The sequence below is a fragment of the Galactobacter caseinivorans genome, from assembly GCF_003640665.1.
GTDB lineage: Bacteria > Actinomycetota > Actinomycetes > Actinomycetales > Micrococcaceae > Galactobacter > Galactobacter caseinivorans.
In genome coordinates this window covers 111,899-127,858 of record NZ_QQXL01000009.1, presented here as the reverse complement: position 1 = coordinate 127,858, position 15,960 = coordinate 111,899, and the positions used below count along the sequence as shown (strand labels likewise).

At 69.5% G+C, this 15,960-nt stretch carries 12 protein-coding genes and 2 riboswitches; of the genes, 4 read left to right on the top strand and 8 right to left on the bottom strand.

Translation table 11 applies throughout. The features are described 5' to 3' along the window. Positions 1-206: 206 nt before the first annotated feature. Both DWQ67_RS13260 and glyA read right to left on the bottom strand, forming a co-directional pair. A complete protein-coding gene (locus DWQ67_RS13260; protein ID WP_121486077.1) occupies positions 207-1,091 on the bottom strand; it encodes a bifunctional methylenetetrahydrofolate dehydrogenase/methenyltetrahydrofolate cyclohydrolase in 885 nt (294 codons plus the stop codon). A 6-nt stretch (positions 1,092-1,097) separates the two neighbouring features. Continuing rightward, positions 1,098-2,387 (bottom strand): serine hydroxymethyltransferase, encoded by a 1,290-nt coding sequence (gene glyA, locus DWQ67_RS13255; RefSeq protein WP_121486076.1) that lies wholly within the window; start codon positions 2,385-2,387, stop codon positions 1,098-1,100. 56 nt (positions 2,388-2,443) lie between these two features. Then, positions 2,444-2,527: riboswitch (ZMP/ZTP riboswitch) on the bottom strand. 296 nt (positions 2,528-2,823) lie between these two features. On the opposite strand from glyA, the gene DWQ67_RS13250 reads away from it, so the two are divergent. Beyond that, positions 2,824-3,405, top strand: a complete 582-nt coding sequence (locus DWQ67_RS13250; protein ID WP_199712729.1) for an RNA polymerase sigma factor — start codon at positions 2,824-2,826, stop codon at positions 3,403-3,405. Then, positions 3,392-4,531, top strand: a complete 1,140-nt coding sequence (locus DWQ67_RS13245) for a hypothetical protein (RefSeq protein ID WP_121486074.1) — start codon at positions 3,392-3,394, stop codon at positions 4,529-4,531. The genes DWQ67_RS13250 and DWQ67_RS13245 overlap by 14 nt, the downstream gene beginning before the upstream one ends. A gap of 89 nt (positions 4,532-4,620) precedes the next feature. Here DWQ67_RS13245 and DWQ67_RS13240 read toward each other — a convergent pair whose 3' ends face one another. The 5 genes from DWQ67_RS13240 to DWQ67_RS13220 form a co-directional block, all read right to left on the bottom strand. Further along, complete coding sequence (locus tag DWQ67_RS13240; protein ID WP_199712727.1) at positions 4,621-5,091, bottom strand: DoxX family protein; 471 nt, start codon at positions 5,089-5,091, stop codon at positions 4,621-4,623. A 235-nt stretch (positions 5,092-5,326) separates the two neighbouring features. Beyond that, positions 5,327-6,703, bottom strand: a complete 1,377-nt coding sequence (locus tag DWQ67_RS13235) for a cystathionine gamma-synthase (protein WP_121486073.1) — start codon at positions 6,701-6,703, stop codon at positions 5,327-5,329. A gap of 65 nt (positions 6,704-6,768) precedes the next feature. Further along, positions 6,769-8,154, bottom strand: a complete 1,386-nt coding sequence (locus DWQ67_RS13230; protein WP_121486072.1) for an aminotransferase class I/II-fold pyridoxal phosphate-dependent enzyme — start codon at positions 8,152-8,154, stop codon at positions 6,769-6,771. A 145-nt stretch (positions 8,155-8,299) separates the two neighbouring features. Further along, the gene (gene metE, locus DWQ67_RS13225; protein WP_121486071.1) at positions 8,300-10,681 is read right to left on the bottom strand and encodes a 5-methyltetrahydropteroyltriglutamate--homocysteine S-methyltransferase; all 2,382 of its coding nucleotides are present in this window, start codon (positions 10,679-10,681) and stop codon (positions 8,300-8,302) included. Between the two features lie 143 nt (positions 10,682-10,824). After that, positions 10,825-11,748 carry a methylenetetrahydrofolate reductase gene (locus DWQ67_RS13220; RefSeq protein WP_121486070.1) on the bottom strand — a complete coding sequence of 308 codons (924 nt, stop codon included), beginning with the start codon at positions 11,746-11,748 and terminating at the stop codon, positions 10,825-10,827. A 126-nt stretch (positions 11,749-11,874) separates the two neighbouring features. After that, positions 11,875-11,970: riboswitch (SAM riboswitch) on the bottom strand. A 127-nt stretch (positions 11,971-12,097) separates the two neighbouring features. On the opposite strand from DWQ67_RS13220, the gene DWQ67_RS13215 reads away from it, so the two are divergent. Both DWQ67_RS13215 and purU read left to right on the top strand, forming a co-directional pair. Then, a complete protein-coding gene (locus DWQ67_RS13215) occupies positions 12,098-13,459 on the top strand; it encodes a flavin-containing monooxygenase (protein ID WP_121486069.1) in 1,362 nt (453 codons plus the stop codon). A gap of 11 nt (positions 13,460-13,470) precedes the next feature. Beyond that, the gene (purU, locus tag DWQ67_RS13210; protein ID WP_121486068.1) at positions 13,471-14,322 is read left to right on the top strand and encodes a formyltetrahydrofolate deformylase; all 852 of its coding nucleotides are present in this window, start codon (positions 13,471-13,473) and stop codon (positions 14,320-14,322) included. 212 nt (positions 14,323-14,534) lie between these two features. Here purU and DWQ67_RS13205 read toward each other — a convergent pair whose 3' ends face one another. Then, complete coding sequence (locus tag DWQ67_RS13205) at positions 14,535-15,743, bottom strand: Cmx/CmrA family chloramphenicol efflux MFS transporter (RefSeq protein WP_121486067.1); 1,209 nt, start codon at positions 15,741-15,743, stop codon at positions 14,535-14,537. Positions 15,744-15,960: the final 217 nt, after the last annotated feature.

Below are 15,960 nucleotides of genomic sequence, written 5' to 3'. Positions count from 1 at the left end.
TTCCCTCGCCGACCGCCGGACCGCACCACGCGCCGTCGAGCGCTCCCCCCAACGCACGACGGCGGCCGCGCACCTCTGGTGCGCGACCGCCGTCGAACGTCTACCTCGGAGCCTAAGCGGGCCTATCGCCCACAAGCAGGGCTCACGCCCGCTCCTCGTCGATAAGCCCGCTTCCCTCGCCGACCGCTGACCGGAGCTCCACGAGCTCACATACCGGCCTGGCGCTCGGCCGCCTCCACCACGTTCGTCATGAGCAGGGCCACCGTCATGGGGCCCACTCCGCCCGGATTCGGGGAGAGCCAGCCAGCCACGTCCGCCACACCGGGGTCCACGTCGCCGTAGACCTTAGGCTTGCCGCCGTCGGCCGGGGTCTCACGAGTGACACCCACGTCCAAAACTGCCGCGCCGGGCTTCACATCGGACGCCTTGATCAGGTGCTTCACGCCGGCGGAGGCCACAATCACATCCGCCTGGCGCAGGTACTGCGCGGAGTCCACCGTGCCCGTGTGGGTCAGCGTCACGGTCGCGTTGTACTCGCGGCGCGTGAGCAACAGGCCGATGGAACGACCAATCGTCACACCGCGACCCACCACCACCACATGCTTGCCATCCAAGTCGTAGCCATTGCGCACCAGAAGCTCAATGACGCCGCGCGGGGTGCACGGCAGCGGCGAGCTGATGGGCTTGTTGACGTTGAGCACCAGGCGTCCCAGGTTGGTGGGGTGCAGGCCGTCCGCGTCCTTGTCCGGATCAATCCGCTCCAGGATCGCGTCCGTGTCCAGGTGCTTGGGCAGCGGGAGCTGCACAATGTACCCGTGGCACGCGGGGTCGGCGTTGAGCTCGTCGATGACCTGCTCCACGTCCGCCTGCGTGGCGTCCGCCGGCAGCTCACGCTGAATCGAGTTCATCCCAATGGCGTGGGACTGCTTGTGCTTCATTCCCACGTAGAGCTGCGAACCCGGATCGGCGCCCACCAGCACGGTGGCGATGCCCGGCGTGATGCCGCGCTCCTTCAAGCGCGTCACCCGCTGGGTCAGTTCCTCCCGGATGGTCGCGGACGCCTTGCGCCCGTCAAGCACCTCAGCGACCACCGGCGATCACCACTCTTCGAGGCCGGAGTACAGCGGGAAGGCCTCCGCCAGCTTGTCCACGCGGGCACGCAGCGCCGGCATATCCGCGCTGGAGCCGTCCTTGAGGGCAATCGCGATGATGTCAGCGACCTCGGCAAACTCGGCGTCGCCAAAACCACGCGTGGCCAGGGCCGGGGTGCCGATGCGCAGGCCGGAGGTGACCATGGGCGGGCGCGGGTCAAACGGCACGGCATTGCGGTTCACGGTGATGCCAACCTCGTGCAGCAGATCCTCCGCCTGCTTGCCATCCAGCTGGGAATTGCGCAGGTCAACGAGCACCAGGTGCACGTCGGTGCCGCCGGTCAGCACGGAGACGCCGGCCTCGGTGACGTCCGTGGCAGTGAGGCGCTCGGCCAGGATCTGCGCGCCGGAGAGCACGCGCTGCTGACGCTGCGCAAACTCCTCGGAGGCGGCGATCTTGAAGGCCACCGCCTTGCCGGCGATGGCGTGCATGAGCGGGCCGCCCTGCTGGCCCGGGAACACGTTGGAGTTGATCTTCTTGAAGCGATCCAGATCGTTGGTCAGGATCAGGCCCGAGCGGGGGCCGGCCAGCGTCTTGTGGACGGTGGAGGTGACCAGATCGGAGTAAGGAACGGGGTTGGGGTGCAGACCCGCGGCGACCAGGCCGGCGAAGTGGGCCATGTCCGTCCAGAGCAGCGCGCCGACCTCATCCGCGATGGAGCGGAAGGCCTCAAAGTCCAGCTGGCGGGAGTACGCGGACCAGCCGGCGACGATGACCTGCGGGCGCTCCTTGATGGCCTGCTCGCGCAGCTTGTCCATGTCGATGCGGAAGGTCTCCGGGTCCACCTCATAGGCGGCGACCTGGTACAGCTTGCCGGAGAAGTTCAGCTTCATGCCGTGCGTCAGGTGGCCACCGTGGGCCAGGGAGAGGCCCAGCATCTTGTCGCCCGGCTCAATCATCGCGGCCAGGGCGGCGGCGTTGGCAGAGGCGCCCGAGTGCGGCTGGACGTTGGCGTACTTGGCGCCGAAGAGGGACTTGACGCGCTCGCGGGCCAGGTTCTCCACCTCATCCACAAACTCGCAGCCACCGTAGTAGCGGCGGCCCGGGTAACCCTCGGCGTACTTGTTGGTCAGGACGGAGCCCTGAGCCTGCAGCACGGCGCGGGGGGCAAAGTTCTCTGAGGCGATCATTTCCAGGGTGTCGCGCTGGCGACCCAACTCCTGGTTGATCAGCTTGGCGATGTCCGGGTCCACCTCTGAGAGGGGAAGATTGGTGACGTCTGGGGTCTGAGACACGGGCTACTCCTGTGTGTGAGCGGAACAAAACTGGCGGGGCCGCGGGCCCCTGACTCGGGCCGGACCCAGGCGTTCGGTCCGGCTGACACAGGTGCCGCTCCCCGGTGGTGCTCCACCTCACGCCAGTCGCGACGTCACCACTGTATCCGGTACCGCGACCGGGAGTCGCCTCGGTGAGGGGATGTGTCTGCGTGGGTCTTCATCTGCTCGACGCCGCTGGGTACAGCCCCAGCCGCGGGTCACCTGTGCGCGGAGATCAGTTGCGCGCGGGCCGCCGGGCAGCGCAGAAGCTTTGCGGCCCGCGATCGAGGTTTGCGGCCGCCATGCACGCCGCAAACCTCGATCCGGAGCCGCACACCTCCCCGCCCACCGGACCCTGCGGAGAGAACGGGTAGATTGCCGTGAACCCATTACCGCCCGGGGAGCAATACCCAGTGTGAATACAGATCACGAACTCATCGCTCGCTCCCTCGTGGAGCCCGCCGCATTCGCCGGAGTGTTTGATCGGCACGCGGCCACCGTGCACAGGTACGCGGCGAGCCGGTCCGACCGGCAAACCGCGGATGACCTGATGTCAGAGACGTTTTTGGTCGCTTTTGAGCGGCGGGAACGCTTCGATCTTGAACGCGGCGAGGTCCGCGCCTGGCTGCTGGGCATCACCACCACGCTGCTGCGCAAGCACCGGCGGGTCGAGGCCCGGGCGTATCAGGGCATCGCCGCCGAACAGGCCGCTCGGGTGCTGGCCTCGGACGCCTACACGGACAGCGACAGCCGGTTAGATGCCGCCGCCGCCGTGCGGGCGCTGGGTCATCAGCTGGCCAAGCTCTCCCCCGGCGACCGCGACGTCCTGCTGCTCTTCGCGTGGGAAGAGCTCTCCTACCAAGACATCGCGTTGGCGCTGCAGATCCCCATAGGGACCGTGCGCTCACGCCTGAATCGCGCCCGCCGCAAGCTCGGCGCGGCCGGCGCTTCCACACTCATTTCACTTCCCAAGGAGGTTGGTCATGGAATCGCTTGATCTACTGCGTGAAACCCGCCCCACCCCAGACGCCCCGAGCGCCCAGGCAACCATCGACGCGCGAGCCGCGCTAATGAGCGCCATCTCCGCCGAAGAATCTTCCGTCGCGGCCGCCGCGGGATCCACCACCCGCTCAGCGGCGCGTGGCCCAGTCCTGGCACCGCGTCGCCGCCGCCGTTGGCTGGGCTGGGGACTCGCCGCCGGCGCCACCGCCCTGGCCGCCGGTGCGCTGGTGGTCACCCAGACGCTGCTGCCCGTGGGGACGCCGGGAGCTCCGGTGTCTGCCGCCGCGGCAGCCGTGCTGAGTCAGGCCGCGGACAATGCTGTGAAGTTCAGCGACCCCGTTCTCAAGCCTGGGCAGTACCTCAAGATCGCCAACGTGGCGGAGTACTCGAGCACGTACATGAATGAAGGAACCGAAGACCTTTCCTTCATCCGCTCGGTGCGGGACGAGATGTACATTCCGGCCGATCGAACAGGCGCCTGGATCTGGTTGCGGCATCCGGAAACGCCTGTCAAGCCGCAGGGCGCACTCTCCCCGGAGAAGTTCGCTCAGATCAAAGCGGATCCGGAATACACCACCCCTGGTTCCGTCCTATCCGGCCTGAACGGGCAGTTTTACGGCCCAGGAGTACCCAATGCCGATCGTGCCAAGTGGCCGTCAGACCCGCAATCGCTGTACAACTACGCCAAAGCCCAGGGGGGTCAATCCTCGGAACACGAGCGGGTCTTCACCTGGATCGCCGACAACCTGCGCCAAGGCCAGCACCCCAGCCAGGACCGTTCCCTACTTTTCCGTACGGCGGCGCTCACCCCTGGGATCGAGCTGGCGGACACCAAGGTGAAACTCAATGGTCGCGAGGGTGTGGCCTTGCGGTCCACGCAGCTCCACCGCGAGGTCATCGTGGATCCAGAGTCCGGGCAGTACATCGGAGAACGGATGTATCGCGGCCCGGGTTTCACGGCGGGAGACCTGGATAACTGGGCAGCCGTGACCACGACTGTAGTCGACGCCGCCCCAGTAGCGCCTGAGCCCACCGACTGGGCCACGACCGCCTGCGCAGCAGGGACAACCGGAGAAGGAGCGCCCTGTCCCGAGCCCAAGTCGTGGCCGCTGAAGAACTGAGCCTCACCCGCACAGAAGATGCCGTGGAGCCCAAGGGCTTCACGGCATCTTGCCTTGGGATCGGGCCGGCCGGCCGGCCCGGCTGCGTATCAGGCCTGCGCCGCCCGGGACCGACGCATCCGGGGCATCACGGCAGCGTCCAGGGCCAGCTTGCCCGGGCCAGCCAGCACCAGCGCCAGCAGCACCGCGGCCAGGACGGCCACGAACTCGAAGCCGCCCTGGGCCACAAAGAGGCCGGCCTTCAGATGCACCAGGAACAGAGCGCCAAGCATGTCCACAGCCAACAACGCCGCCACAACGCGGGTCAGCAGGCCAACCACGATCAGCGCGCCGCCAATCAGCTCAAGCCACCCGACGGCCGGGCCCACGAATGCGGCCGCGGGCACGCCCATTTTTTCGAAGCTCGCGGCGGTTCCGGCCGGTGTGTATTCAAAGATTTTCTGCGCGCCATGAGCCAGGAGAACGCCGCCCACCACTACTCGGAGCAGCAACAGCGCCAGGCTGTTGGTCCAGGGAAGGGAGGCGCCGGGGCTCAGGGGGGTCTGGGCTCGGGTGGACATCTATTTCTCGATTCACTCGGGTCCGTCGGCCATGCGACCGAACGTCACCACTCTGACGGTTGAACCTTCAAGTCTTCGAGCTCGCGGCAGCAAAAACCCGCTTTGCACAGCGTCGCCTGACCCGCCTCACAGCCCCGGTCCAGCTTGGCGTCACACTCGGACACCTAGCTGGACCGAGCCCTGCGGCGTATGGGATTGCCCCAGGACCGGCACGGCAGCCCGGCCAGGCACCGGTTCACCGCCAAGACATGACAGGCACCGCCGCGACGCGGGGAGCCACGCGGGCCGCTCTGCCCGACGCCGCCGCGCCAGATCCCACGGAGCCGGAACCCGCCGCGCCAGATCCCACGGAGCCGGAACCCGCCGCGCCAGATCCCACTGAGCCCGACGCCGCAGCTGGCGCCGCCCGCTGCACCGGAGCGCCAAGGGCCTCCGCCGCCACCACGTCCAGGGCCTGCTCAAGGTCCGCGATCACATCGCTCACGTCCTCAATCCCTACCGACAGGCGCACAAGGTCCGCGCCAATCTCCCGCGGGGTCCCCCGCAGCGGCCCGTGCGTCATCTCCGTGGGCAGGCAGATCAGCGACTCCACCCCGCCCAGGGACACGGACAGCCCAAACAGCCTGGTCGCCGTAGCAAAGCGCCGCGCGGCAGCCTCTCCCCCGGCCAGGCGCAGGGACACCACGCCACCAAAGCCGCCGTGCATCTGACGGGCGGCGATCCGGTGCCCCGGATGGGATTCCAACCCCGGATAGAACACCCTCGCCACCCCTGGCTGCGTTTCAAGCCATTGGGCCACGGCGAGCGCATTGGCGCTGTGCTGCCGAACGCGCAGTCCCAGCGTTTTAAGCCCGCGGGCCGCCAGGAAACAGTCTTGGGGTCCGGCCACGGCCCCGGCGGCAAATTGTTGGAACGCCACCGCGTCCCCCAGCGGCCTGCCCTGGAACTGCGTTTGGCCCACCACCACGGCGCCGCCCAGCACGTCAGAATGCCCACCGATGTACTTGGTGGTGGAGTGCACCACGGCGTCCGCACCCCACTCCAGCGGGCGTTGCAGGGCTGGCGAGGCAAAGGTGTTGTCCACAAAGAGCAGGCATCCCGCCTGGCTGGCCACCGCCGCCCAGCCGGCCAGGTCCGCCAGGCCAAGGTGCGGATTGGACGGCGTCTCCACCCACAACACGGCGGTCGCCTCCGGGCGAATGGCGGCGCGCACGGCTTCCAGGTCCCCGGCGTCCACGGCGGAGTGCGTGATGCCCCACGGGCCAAGCACGTCCCGCAGCAAGCGGTTTGTTCCGCCGTAGGAATCCGAGCCGATCACCACGTGATCCCCGGGTCGCAGCACGGCCCGCAGCAGCGCGTCCTCCGCCGCTATCCCGGAGGCGAACGCGAACGCTCGCGTTCCACCCTCCAGCGCGGCAAGCTGCTCCTCAAAACCGTTGCGCGTCGGGTTGGAACCGCGCGAGTATTCGTGCCCGGCACGCAGCACGTTGACGTCGTCCTGAATGAACGTGCTGGTCTGGTAAATGGGTGGCACCACGGCCCCGGTCAGCGGGTCCGGGGCCTGGCCCGCATGGATGGCGCGGGTGTCAAAACCCTGTTCGACGGTGGTCATGGGGTTCTCCTTGGATCGGGAAGGCGGGCTCTACAGGAAGGGGCGACGGCGTGTGGCCGGGGCCCTCAGGCGGGCGCGGGTTGGGAAGCGGGCGCGGGTTGGGAAGCGAGTTGGGAAGCGGGCGCAGCTGAGGAACCTGGCCTCGCGCCCGACTCCAACCGGGCGCCGGAACCCAACCACGCGGCGTCGAGCGCTTGGCGCAGATCTGCGAGCAGATCCGAAGGATCCTCCAGCCCCACGGAGAGACGCAGCAGCGCCTGCGAGATGCCGGCGCTGGCCAGCTGTGCCTCGGAGAGGCGGCAGTGCGTCATGGAGGCGGGGTGCGCCACGAGGGTGCGGGCGTCGCCGATGTTGGCGGCCAGAGCAATGAGCTGGAGCGCGTCCACGACGGGCGCCACCAGGGCGGCGTCCGCCAGCTCCACGCCCAGGATGCAGCCGGTCCCGCGCGGATAATCTTGTGCGGCGAGGGCGTGCTGCGGGTGATCCGGGCGCGAGACGTGATGCACCCGCGCCACCGCTGGGTGCCCCTCCAACGCGTCCGCGAGCGCCACCACGGAGGCGGCCACATGCCCGGCGCGAACGTGCAGGGTCTCGATGCCCTGCAGCAACGTGGCGGCGGATCCGGCCGGGAGCGCCGGACCAAGGTCGTGCAAAAACTTGGAGCGCACCAGCATGGCGTAGGCGTGCTCGCCATAGCGGCTCAGCAAAGAATCCCCGCGATAGCGATCCCGCGGGGCCGCGATCTGCGGCCAGCGCTGCGGATCGGAGAAGTCAAAGCTGCCAGCGACCACGGCACCGCCCAGCGCGGCGCCGTGCCCGCCCAGCCCCTTGGTCAGGGAGTGCACCACCACGTCCGCGCCGTGCTGCAGCGGCCGGTAGGCAAAAGGGGTGGCCAGCGTGTTGTCCACGACAACGGGGATCCCGGCGGCGTGCGCCACGGCGGCGATGGGTTCCAATTCCACGACCTGCACCTGCGGATTGGTCACCGATTCCAGCACAAACGCGGCGGTGTCCGGGCGGATCGCTGCACGCCACGCGTCCGCATCCGTGGGCTCCACGAAGGTGACGGTGACGCCAAAGTCGTTGAAGCTATCGGTGAGCAGATCCACCGTGCCGCCGTAGAGCCGCGCGCTGGCCACCAGGTGGCGTGGCCCCTGCAGCAGCGCGAGCAGCGCCAGGGCCACGGCAGCCTGCCCGCTGGCGGTGGCAACCGCCGAGCTGCCACCCTCCAGCGCCGCGATGCGCTGCTCCAGGATCGCGACGGTCGGATTCCCGGTGCGCGAATACGTAAAACCTGGTGCCTTCAAGGCAAACTTTGCGGCCGCCTCCGCGTGGCTGGCAAAGGCAAACGCGGCCGAGTGGTGCACCGGCGCAGTGAGCGGGCGCAGCGGCCCCTCGGGCGCGTAACCCGCGTGAACACCGGCTGTAAAGGGGTGATGAGTGGCGGTCATGCCCGTCTCGATTCGCTCGTGGCTGGGGGGTGGATTGGCCGGGTGCCGGCTCAGCGGGTGAGGTGCCCGACGCCGCCCGCCCGGGTGAGCGGGCGGCGTCGAGCAGGGGGTTGCGCGGGAGGGTGCGCAGGAGGGTGCGCGGCCCTCAGACGCGCGCGGCCAGCGCGGTGCGCGCCAACTGCGCGGCCTGCACCAGGTGGCGCAGCGCGGCTTCCGTCTCGGCATAGCCGCGGGTCTTGAGCCCGCAGTCCGGGTTGATCCAGAGCTGGTGCGGGGACAGATCCGTGAGGGCGATGTCCACCAGCTCGGCGACCTCCGCCTGTGAGGGAACGCGCGGCGAGTGGATGTCATAGACGCCGGGACCAATGCCGCGGGAGAAGCCAAAGCTGGCCAGGTCAGCGGTGACCTCCATGCGGGAACGGGCCGCCTCGATGGAGGTCACGTCCGCGTCAAGAGCGTCGATCGCGGTGAGCACCTCGCCGAACTCGGAGTAGCAGAGGTGGGTGTGGATCTGCGTGGCTGTCTCCGCGCCGCCCACGGCCAGGCGGAAGGAATCCACCGACCAGCGCAGGTAGTCAGCCTGGTCCGTGGCCCGCAGCGGGAGCAGTTCCCGCAGCGCCGGCTCGTCCACCTGGATGATCCGGATGCCCGCGTCCTGCAGGTCCTCGATCTCGTCCCGCAGCGCCAACGCGACCTGCTGCGCGGAGACCTCCAGCGGCTCATCGTCCCGCACAAAGCTCCACGCCAGGATGGTGACCGGTCCCGTGAGCATGCCCTTGAGCGGCTTGTTGGTGAGGGACGCCGCGTAGGAGATCCACGGGACCGTGAAGGCCTCCGGTCGCGTGACGTCCCCCCAGAGAATGGCCGGCCGGGTGGCGCGTGAGCCGTAGGACTGCACCCAGCCAAACTCCGTGGGCGCGTAGCCGTCAAAGTGCTCCGCGAAGTACTGGACCATGTCGTTGCGCTCCGGCTCCCCGTGCACCAGCACGTCCAGCCCCAACTGCTCCTGTAGCTCCACCACCCGGGCAATCTCCTGGCGCAGGAACTGGTGGTATTCCGCCTCGCTGATGCGCCCGGCGCGGGCGTCCGCACGGGCAGTGCGGACCTGGCCGGTCTGCGGGAAGGACCCAATGGTGGTGGTGGGCAGCGGCGGAAGACCAAGGGCTGCGGCCTGGGCCGTGCTGCGGGATGCGGCGTCGCTGCGCTGCAGATCCGCCGCGCCAAGCGCCGCCAGGCGGTCGCGGACCGCCTGGATCCGGGTGCCGGCGAACCCGGCGCGGGCCTCGCGGGCGGCGTCGCTCTGTCCCAGTTCCTGCTCGATGGCCTGCGCGCCCTCTGCCACACCGCGCGCCAACGTGGCGACCTCCGTGACCTTCTCGTCCGCGAAAGCCAGCCACTGGGGCAGGTGTGCCGGCAGATTCTGCTCCGCGGACACCGTGTGAGGAACGTGCTGCAAACTCGTGGCCGTGCCGACGGCCAACGCACCGCCGGCGCTGGTGACCTGGGCCTGTAGCGAGATGAGCGCATCAAGCGAGGCCCGCAAATCGTTGCGCCACACATTGCGAGAATTCACGATCCCGCCCACCAGAGTGGCCCCGACCAGGTCCCCCAAATACTGGGCCCGCGGTGCCACGCCGCGCACCAGGTCCGCGTGGACGGCTGCGACGCCGGCTCGGGCCAACTCGCCCTGCACGTGCCCCGGACGTGCAGGGTCCCCCGCGCTGCCGTAGCCCGTGGGGACAAAGAGGCGCGGGCGCCCGGCCGACTCGGCGCCGGCCTCCGCCGCACGGGCCAACACCGAGTACACCCGCGCCACGGTGTGCCCATCCGCGGCGAGCGCCGCCCCGCGCTCCGTGCTCAACGCGTGCTCATCCAGCTGCACCCACTGGGCGCCGGCGGCACCCAGCTGGGTCAGCAATTCGGCATAGGCAGCCACCACGTCGTCCAGCCGATCCACCGGATCAAAGCCCTCCGGCGCGTCCGCGGCAGCCTTGGCGAGCAGCAGGTAGCTGAGGGGGCCCACGAGCGTGGGGCGGAGAGCGTGACCCTGCGCCTGGTGGGCCAGCAGGACCTGCACCAGCCGATCAGGATTGGCCACAAACGTGGTGCTCGGGGAGATCTCCGGGACCAGATAGTGGTAGTTGGTATCGAAGTACTTGGTCAGCTCAAGCGCCGGGTGCTCGGCATCCCCGCGGGCCAGCAGGAACGCCGCCGCGGTGTCCACAGGGCCGGGGATGGCCCCGGCAAAGCGCTCCGGGACGGCGGTCAGCGCGGCCGTGGTCTCCAGGACCTGGTCGTAGTACGCCACGTCTCCGGGAAGCGCGCCGTTGCTGGGATCCAGGCCCAGATCGGTGAGCCGGCGCAGGTCGGCCGATTGCACCGCGTGGGCGGCGACGTGGAGTTCTTCTTCGCTGCTGCGCCCGGCCCAGTGGGCTTCGAGGGCGCGCTTGAGTTCACGGGCTGCACCGATGCGCGGGTAGCCAAGAACGGTGGAGGCGAAGGCGGGGGTCAGCGGCTGCTGGGACATGATTCTCCTTGGGTGGCGCCCGCTGGTGGGCGTCGTTGGCCCGGGCGCGGGCGCGCTCCGGGAAGGTCTAGTGGGGGTGCCGTCGTTGCCCGACGGCGTGTGGTCGCGGTGGGCGCGAAGCGGCGGGTGCCGCAGGCAAACGGCTACGCGCCGACGCGAGCGGCGGAGTCCAGGCGCGCGTCGGCGCGTCGCCGCGGCAACTCCAGGCGCTCAACGAGTTCGGTGGCGCCGCGGTGCTTGTTGAAGGTGTAGACGTGCACGCCCGGTGCCCCGTCTTCCAGGGCCCGGCGCGCCAAACTCGCGGCGAAGTCCACACCGATCCGCGTGCGCTCAGACTCCGTGCGGGCCGCCTCCAAAGCGGCGGCCAGCAGCGGGTCAGGGGCCACTCCCGTCATGGCGCTGAGGCGCTCAAGCCGGCGCACATCGTCCACCGGGAGCAGCCCAGGCACAATCGGGATGCTCACGCCGGCCGTGCGCGCCGCCGCCACCAACCCCGTGTACTCCTCCGGGCGGAAGTAGACCTGGGTGATGGCGTAGTCCGCGCCGGAGCGCTGCTTGCCAAGCAGCACCTCGATGTCGTGCTGAAAGGACGGCGATTCCGGATGCCGCACCGGGTACGCGGCCACCCCAATGGAGAGCCGGCCGGCGCCAAGCGCCACCGCATTCTGTGCCTCCACCCGGCGGATCAGCTCAATCAAGTAGCGGGCAAAGGGGTACTCGCCGCGCTCGCCGTTCGGGTCAGCTGGCAGGTCCCCGCGCATGGCCAGGACCCCTCGCACGCCCAATGAAATGAAGTGGCGCACCAGGTCGGTGAGGGTGTCCGCCGACTCCCCCACGCAGGTTAAGTGGGCCAGCGGCCGCAGCCGGGTGTGGTCCAGGATCTGGTGGATGAGCTCCAGGGTGGTTCGGCGCCGCTCCGGGGTGCCGGAATAGGTCACCGAGACAAAATCCGGGTGGGTGGCTGCCAGGGCATCCAGCGTGGTGTTCAGGGCCTCCCTGGCCCGCGGGGTGGCTGGCGGGTAGACCTCGTAAGAGAGCGACGGGGGCGTCGCGGGATAGTGGGGCATGAGCGTGGCTCCTCGTGGTTATTCACAAGGGAGCAGCGCCGGCAGATCCGGGCGATCGGCAGTCCACGCGCCACGCCAGGAGCGCTGGCGGAACTCGAGGGACCACGCGGATCAGAGGCTGACGCGTCTCCATCGTTCCTGGCGGAAGCACCTTTCGCCCTGCCGGAACGAAGGTTGCTGCGACGTCACTGAGCCAGATCTCTCAGTCGCTCTTGATGGGTTGTGCCTCAAGCGTGCGCCCCGCCGCCGGGCTCTGGCAACTAGGCCCCAGAAATGTGTCGTCATGGGCTCTGTCACACGCCGTCACAGTGCCGGAATACCGGGGATCTGCGTGGGGTTGGATAGGGGTATGGACGCAACGACCCCACTCAGCGAGCCCCGCGATTCCCGCCGGTTGGGTGGCGCTGAGGTGGGTGGCGCAAAGCCGGGTGCCGCAGAGCGGGGTGCTGCAAGGCCGGCGACCTTGGGCGCAGTTTCGGTGCCCGACGCCGCGCGGCCCGCTCCCGAGCGCCGGCGCGTGGTGGTCGTCGGCGCGGGGCAGGCGGGACTCTCCGCCGCGCACTTTCTGCGCCGCGCGGGGCTGGAGCCCGGCCGGGATCTGGAGGTGCTTGACGCCAACCCCACCCCCGGCGGCGCCTGGAGTCACCGCTGGGATGCGCTGACCTTTGACGACGCACACGGCATCCACGACCTCCCCGGGCTGCCGCTGGGACAGACCGATCCCACGGAGCCGGCTCGGGAGGTGGTCAAGCGCTACTACGGGCGCTTCGAGGCCGTGGAGGGGCTGCGGGTGTCGCGGCCGTGGCGTGTCACGTCGGTGCAGGCGCTTGATCCGGCCGGGGTTGCGGAGGGTGACGTGGAGAGCGGATCTGAAGGCGGCGCGCGATTCGAGGTGCTGGCCCAAGCGCCGGACGGCGCGCGGCGGCTTTTCCTTGCCGACGCGGTGATTTCCGGAACTGGGACCTGGGATCGGCCGTACCTCCCCGCCTATCCGGGCCGCTTCGCCGGGCCCCAACTCACCACACGGGACTTTGTGGCGGCCCAGGACTTTGCCGGGCAGAAGGTCTTGGTGGTGGGCGGCGGCACCTCCGCCGTGCAATTTGCGCTGCTCCTGGAGGCCGCCGGCGCACAACCGATCTGGTCCACCCGGCGGCCGCCGCAATGGACCAAGCTGCCCTTCGATAAGAACTGGGGCGCGGAGGTGGAACGAGGCGTGGCCTCCCGCACGCGCACCGGCCTCCCGCCGCTCTCCGTGGTGGCGGCCACGGGCCTGCCGCTGATCCCGCGCTACGTGGCCGGGATCAGGCGCGGCGTTTTGGCCTCACGCGGGGCCATTCGGCGGCTCACGGAGGGCGGCGTGGAGTTTGCGGACGGCAGCCACGAGAGCGTGGACGCCATCCTGTGGGCCACCGGATTCCGGGCCTCGCTGGGTCACCTGGCCCCGCTGCGCTTGCGTGAGCCAGGCGGCGGCGTGCTGATGGCGCCCGACGACGTCAGCGTCCTCCGCGCGCCCGGAGTGTTCCTGGTGGGGTACGGACCCAGCGCGTCGACGCTGGGGGCAACGCGTGCGGGGCGGCGCGCAGCGCGGGCGGCGCTGGCCGCGTCAGCAGCCGCGGCGTCGGCAGCCGCGGCGTCGGCAGCCGCGTCAGCAGCGGCGTCGGGCATGTCATGGTCCGCGCAGAATGCAGAACTGGCCGCGCCCGCGCACTAAGGTTCCGGAGGGTGAGCAACCTTCCGCGCTACATCATCACCCTGGCCTGTCCGGACCGCCCCGGGATTGTGCACGCGATCACCGGCGCGCTGCTGGCCGCGGGGAGCAACATCGTTGAGTCGCAGCAATTTGGCAGCCCGGAAACCGGCACCTTTTTCCTGCGCGTGGAGGTGGAGACCCCCTCCGGCCTTGGACCGCTGCAGGAGCGCCTGCAGCCAGTGCGCGAGGCCTTCGACATGCGCCTGGAGGTGCACGCGAACGCGGCGCCGCTGCGCACGCTCATTCTGTGTTCCACTGCCGAGCACGCCGTGAATGAGCTGCTCTTCCAACGGCGCACTGGCTCGCTGCCCATCGATATCCCCGTGATCGTGTCCAACCACGAGGTGCTGCGCCCGCTAGCCCAATTCCACGAGGTGCCCTTTGAGCACCTGCCCGTGGGGCCCGGGACCAAGGCCGCCGCAGAGGAACGGATCCTGGCGCTGGTGGAGGAACACGACGTCGAACTGGTGGTCCTGGCCCGCTACATGCAGATCCTCTCCGATGACCTGTGCCGCGCCCTGGCCGGGCGCGCCATCAACATTCACCACTCGTTCCTGCCGTCCTTTAAGGGCGCGCGCCCGTACCACCAGGCGCACGAGCGCGGCGTGAAGCTGATTGGGGCCACGGCGCATTATGTGACCGCGGATCTGGATGAGGGGCCCATCATCGACCAAGACGTGACGCGCGTGCGGCATGACAGGACGCCGGAGCAGTTGGTGGAGCGCGGGCGCACCGTGGAGGCACAGACGCTAGCGCGGGCCGTGCGCTGGCACGCGGAGCGCCGGGTGCTGCTGGACGGGCACCGGACCGTCGTTTTTGACTAGTTGACCCACCTCGCGGCGTTCCGCCGTACCAACGAACGCCCCACCCGCCGCAGGCCCGCAGGTGGGGCGTTCGTGTGTGGGCCCGGCCCTTCCCAAGGTGTGCACTGACCCGGCGCACTGTGCCGTGTCAGTAGCCACGGCACAGCGCGCCGGGAGACGGCAAAGCCGCGCGGTCACTTTAGGAGCGGGCTGACGCGGTGCGCCGGGCAGAGTCAGGGGCGGCCAGGACCACGTCCGCGGCCCAGCGCGAAGACCAACGCGGCCAAGCCCACCAGCGCGGCGCTGACCGCCAGCGGCCCAAGGGCCCCGGCCGCGCTCGCGTACGCCAGCCCACCCAGGACCGGGCCGGCCGCCGCGCCGATGTTCAGCGACGCGGTCGCGAACGATCCGGACATGGTCGGGGCGCTCGCGGCAGCGCGGATGGACGTGGCGATCAGGGTGCTGCCCACCGCGAAGGAGAGCGCGCCCTGCACCAAGGCGAGCGAAAACACCACCGCGGGAAGGTGCGCGCCGGCGAAGAATGCGCACCACCCCAGGAACAATGCCATTCCCCCGAACACCAGAATGCGCTCGGAATGCAGATCACCGAACCGCCCGGCCGCCCACACCCCGGCAAAGGAGCCCACCCCGAAGATCGCCAAAATCAGGGGCACGACGCCGGTGGGCAGCTGGGCCGCCTCCGTCACCACGGGTGCCACATAGGTGAAGGCGCAGAAAGTTGCCCCGTTGACGAGGGCACCTAGTCCGAGGGGGAACAGGAGCGTTCCGCGGCGCAGCACTGCGAGTTCGGCGGTGAGCCGCACAGCCTGCGTGCCGCTCGCCTCGGCTCTCCCAGGCGCCGCGGCACTCCCACTCGCAACTGGGCTTCCACTCCCAGCCGCCCGGGGCGTCGCGATCACCACCGCGATGAGCGCCGGAACCGAGATGATGGCGACGGCCCACAGGGCGGACCGCCATCCGAAGAGGGAGCCGAGCACCGCTCCCCCGGGCACGCCAGCGATCAGGGCAAGCGTGGTTCCGCCCAGGATGACGGCGAGCGCTCGCGCCGTCCGATCTTGAGGAACCAGCGCCGACACGGTGGAGAGGGTGACGGCCAGGAATCCGGCGTTGGTGAGCGCAGCGACAATCCGGGAGATGAGCAGCACGGCAAACTCGTCCGTGAGCGCCCCGAGCACGTGCATCAGGATGAAGATGACCAGGAAGCCGGACAGCGCCAGCCGCGGTGACCACCTGCGGCTGATGGCGGCCATGAGCGGGGCCCCCACCACCATGCCGACGGCAAAGGCGGAGGTCAGGAGTCCGGCTTGGGGTATGCCGATGCCGAGGTCGGCGGCGATGGCCGGAAGCAATCCGGCGAGCATAAATTCTGAGGTTCCTTGGGCAAACACCGCAACGGCGAGCAGGAAAATGACAGGGGGCATGGGTGAGTCCTTGCAAGAGAAGTGTCGGTCGGAGAGGGACCGGCACCACGGTGCTCACGCTCGCCATCCACGGTGGGGACGTGCATCCGCCACGGGGTCGCCGAAGGCATCGCCTGGCCTCAGCAGGCCGGGCGAAGAGGGGGTGAGCTACCGGCGCGCCGGTAGCTCGGCTCTGGATGCTTCGGGTGAACTCACCCCTTCACCCTAGCCCCCGGTC

Bases quoted from the DNA above. Each gene is read 5' to 3' on its own strand.
- DWQ67_RS13245 (WP_121486074.1), top strand. From the start codon at position 3,392: ATGGAATCGCTTGATCTACTGCGTGAAACCCGCCCCACCCCAGACGCC.
- DWQ67_RS13240 (WP_199712727.1), bottom strand. From the start codon at position 5,091: ATGTCCACCCGAGCCCAGACCCCCCTGAGCCCCGGCGCCTCCCTTCCC.
- DWQ67_RS13235 (WP_121486073.1), bottom strand. From the start codon at position 6,703: ATGACCACCGTCGAACAGGGTTTTGACACCCGCGCCATCCATGCGGGC.
- DWQ67_RS13230 (WP_121486072.1), bottom strand. From the start codon at position 8,154: ATGACCGCCACTCATCACCCCTTTACAGCCGGTGTTCACGCGGGTTAC.
- metE (WP_121486071.1), bottom strand. From the start codon at position 10,681: ATGTCCCAGCAGCCGCTGACCCCCGCCTTCGCCTCCACCGTTCTTGGC.
- DWQ67_RS13220 (WP_121486070.1), bottom strand. From the start codon at position 11,748: ATGCCCCACTATCCCGCGACGCCCCCGTCGCTCTCTTACGAGGTCTAC.
- DWQ67_RS13215 (WP_121486069.1), top strand. From the start codon at position 12,098: ATGGACGCAACGACCCCACTCAGCGAGCCCCGCGATTCCCGCCGGTTG.
- DWQ67_RS13205 (WP_121486067.1), bottom strand. From the start codon at position 15,743: ATGCCCCCTGTCATTTTCCTGCTCGCCGTTGCGGTGTTTGCCCAAGGA.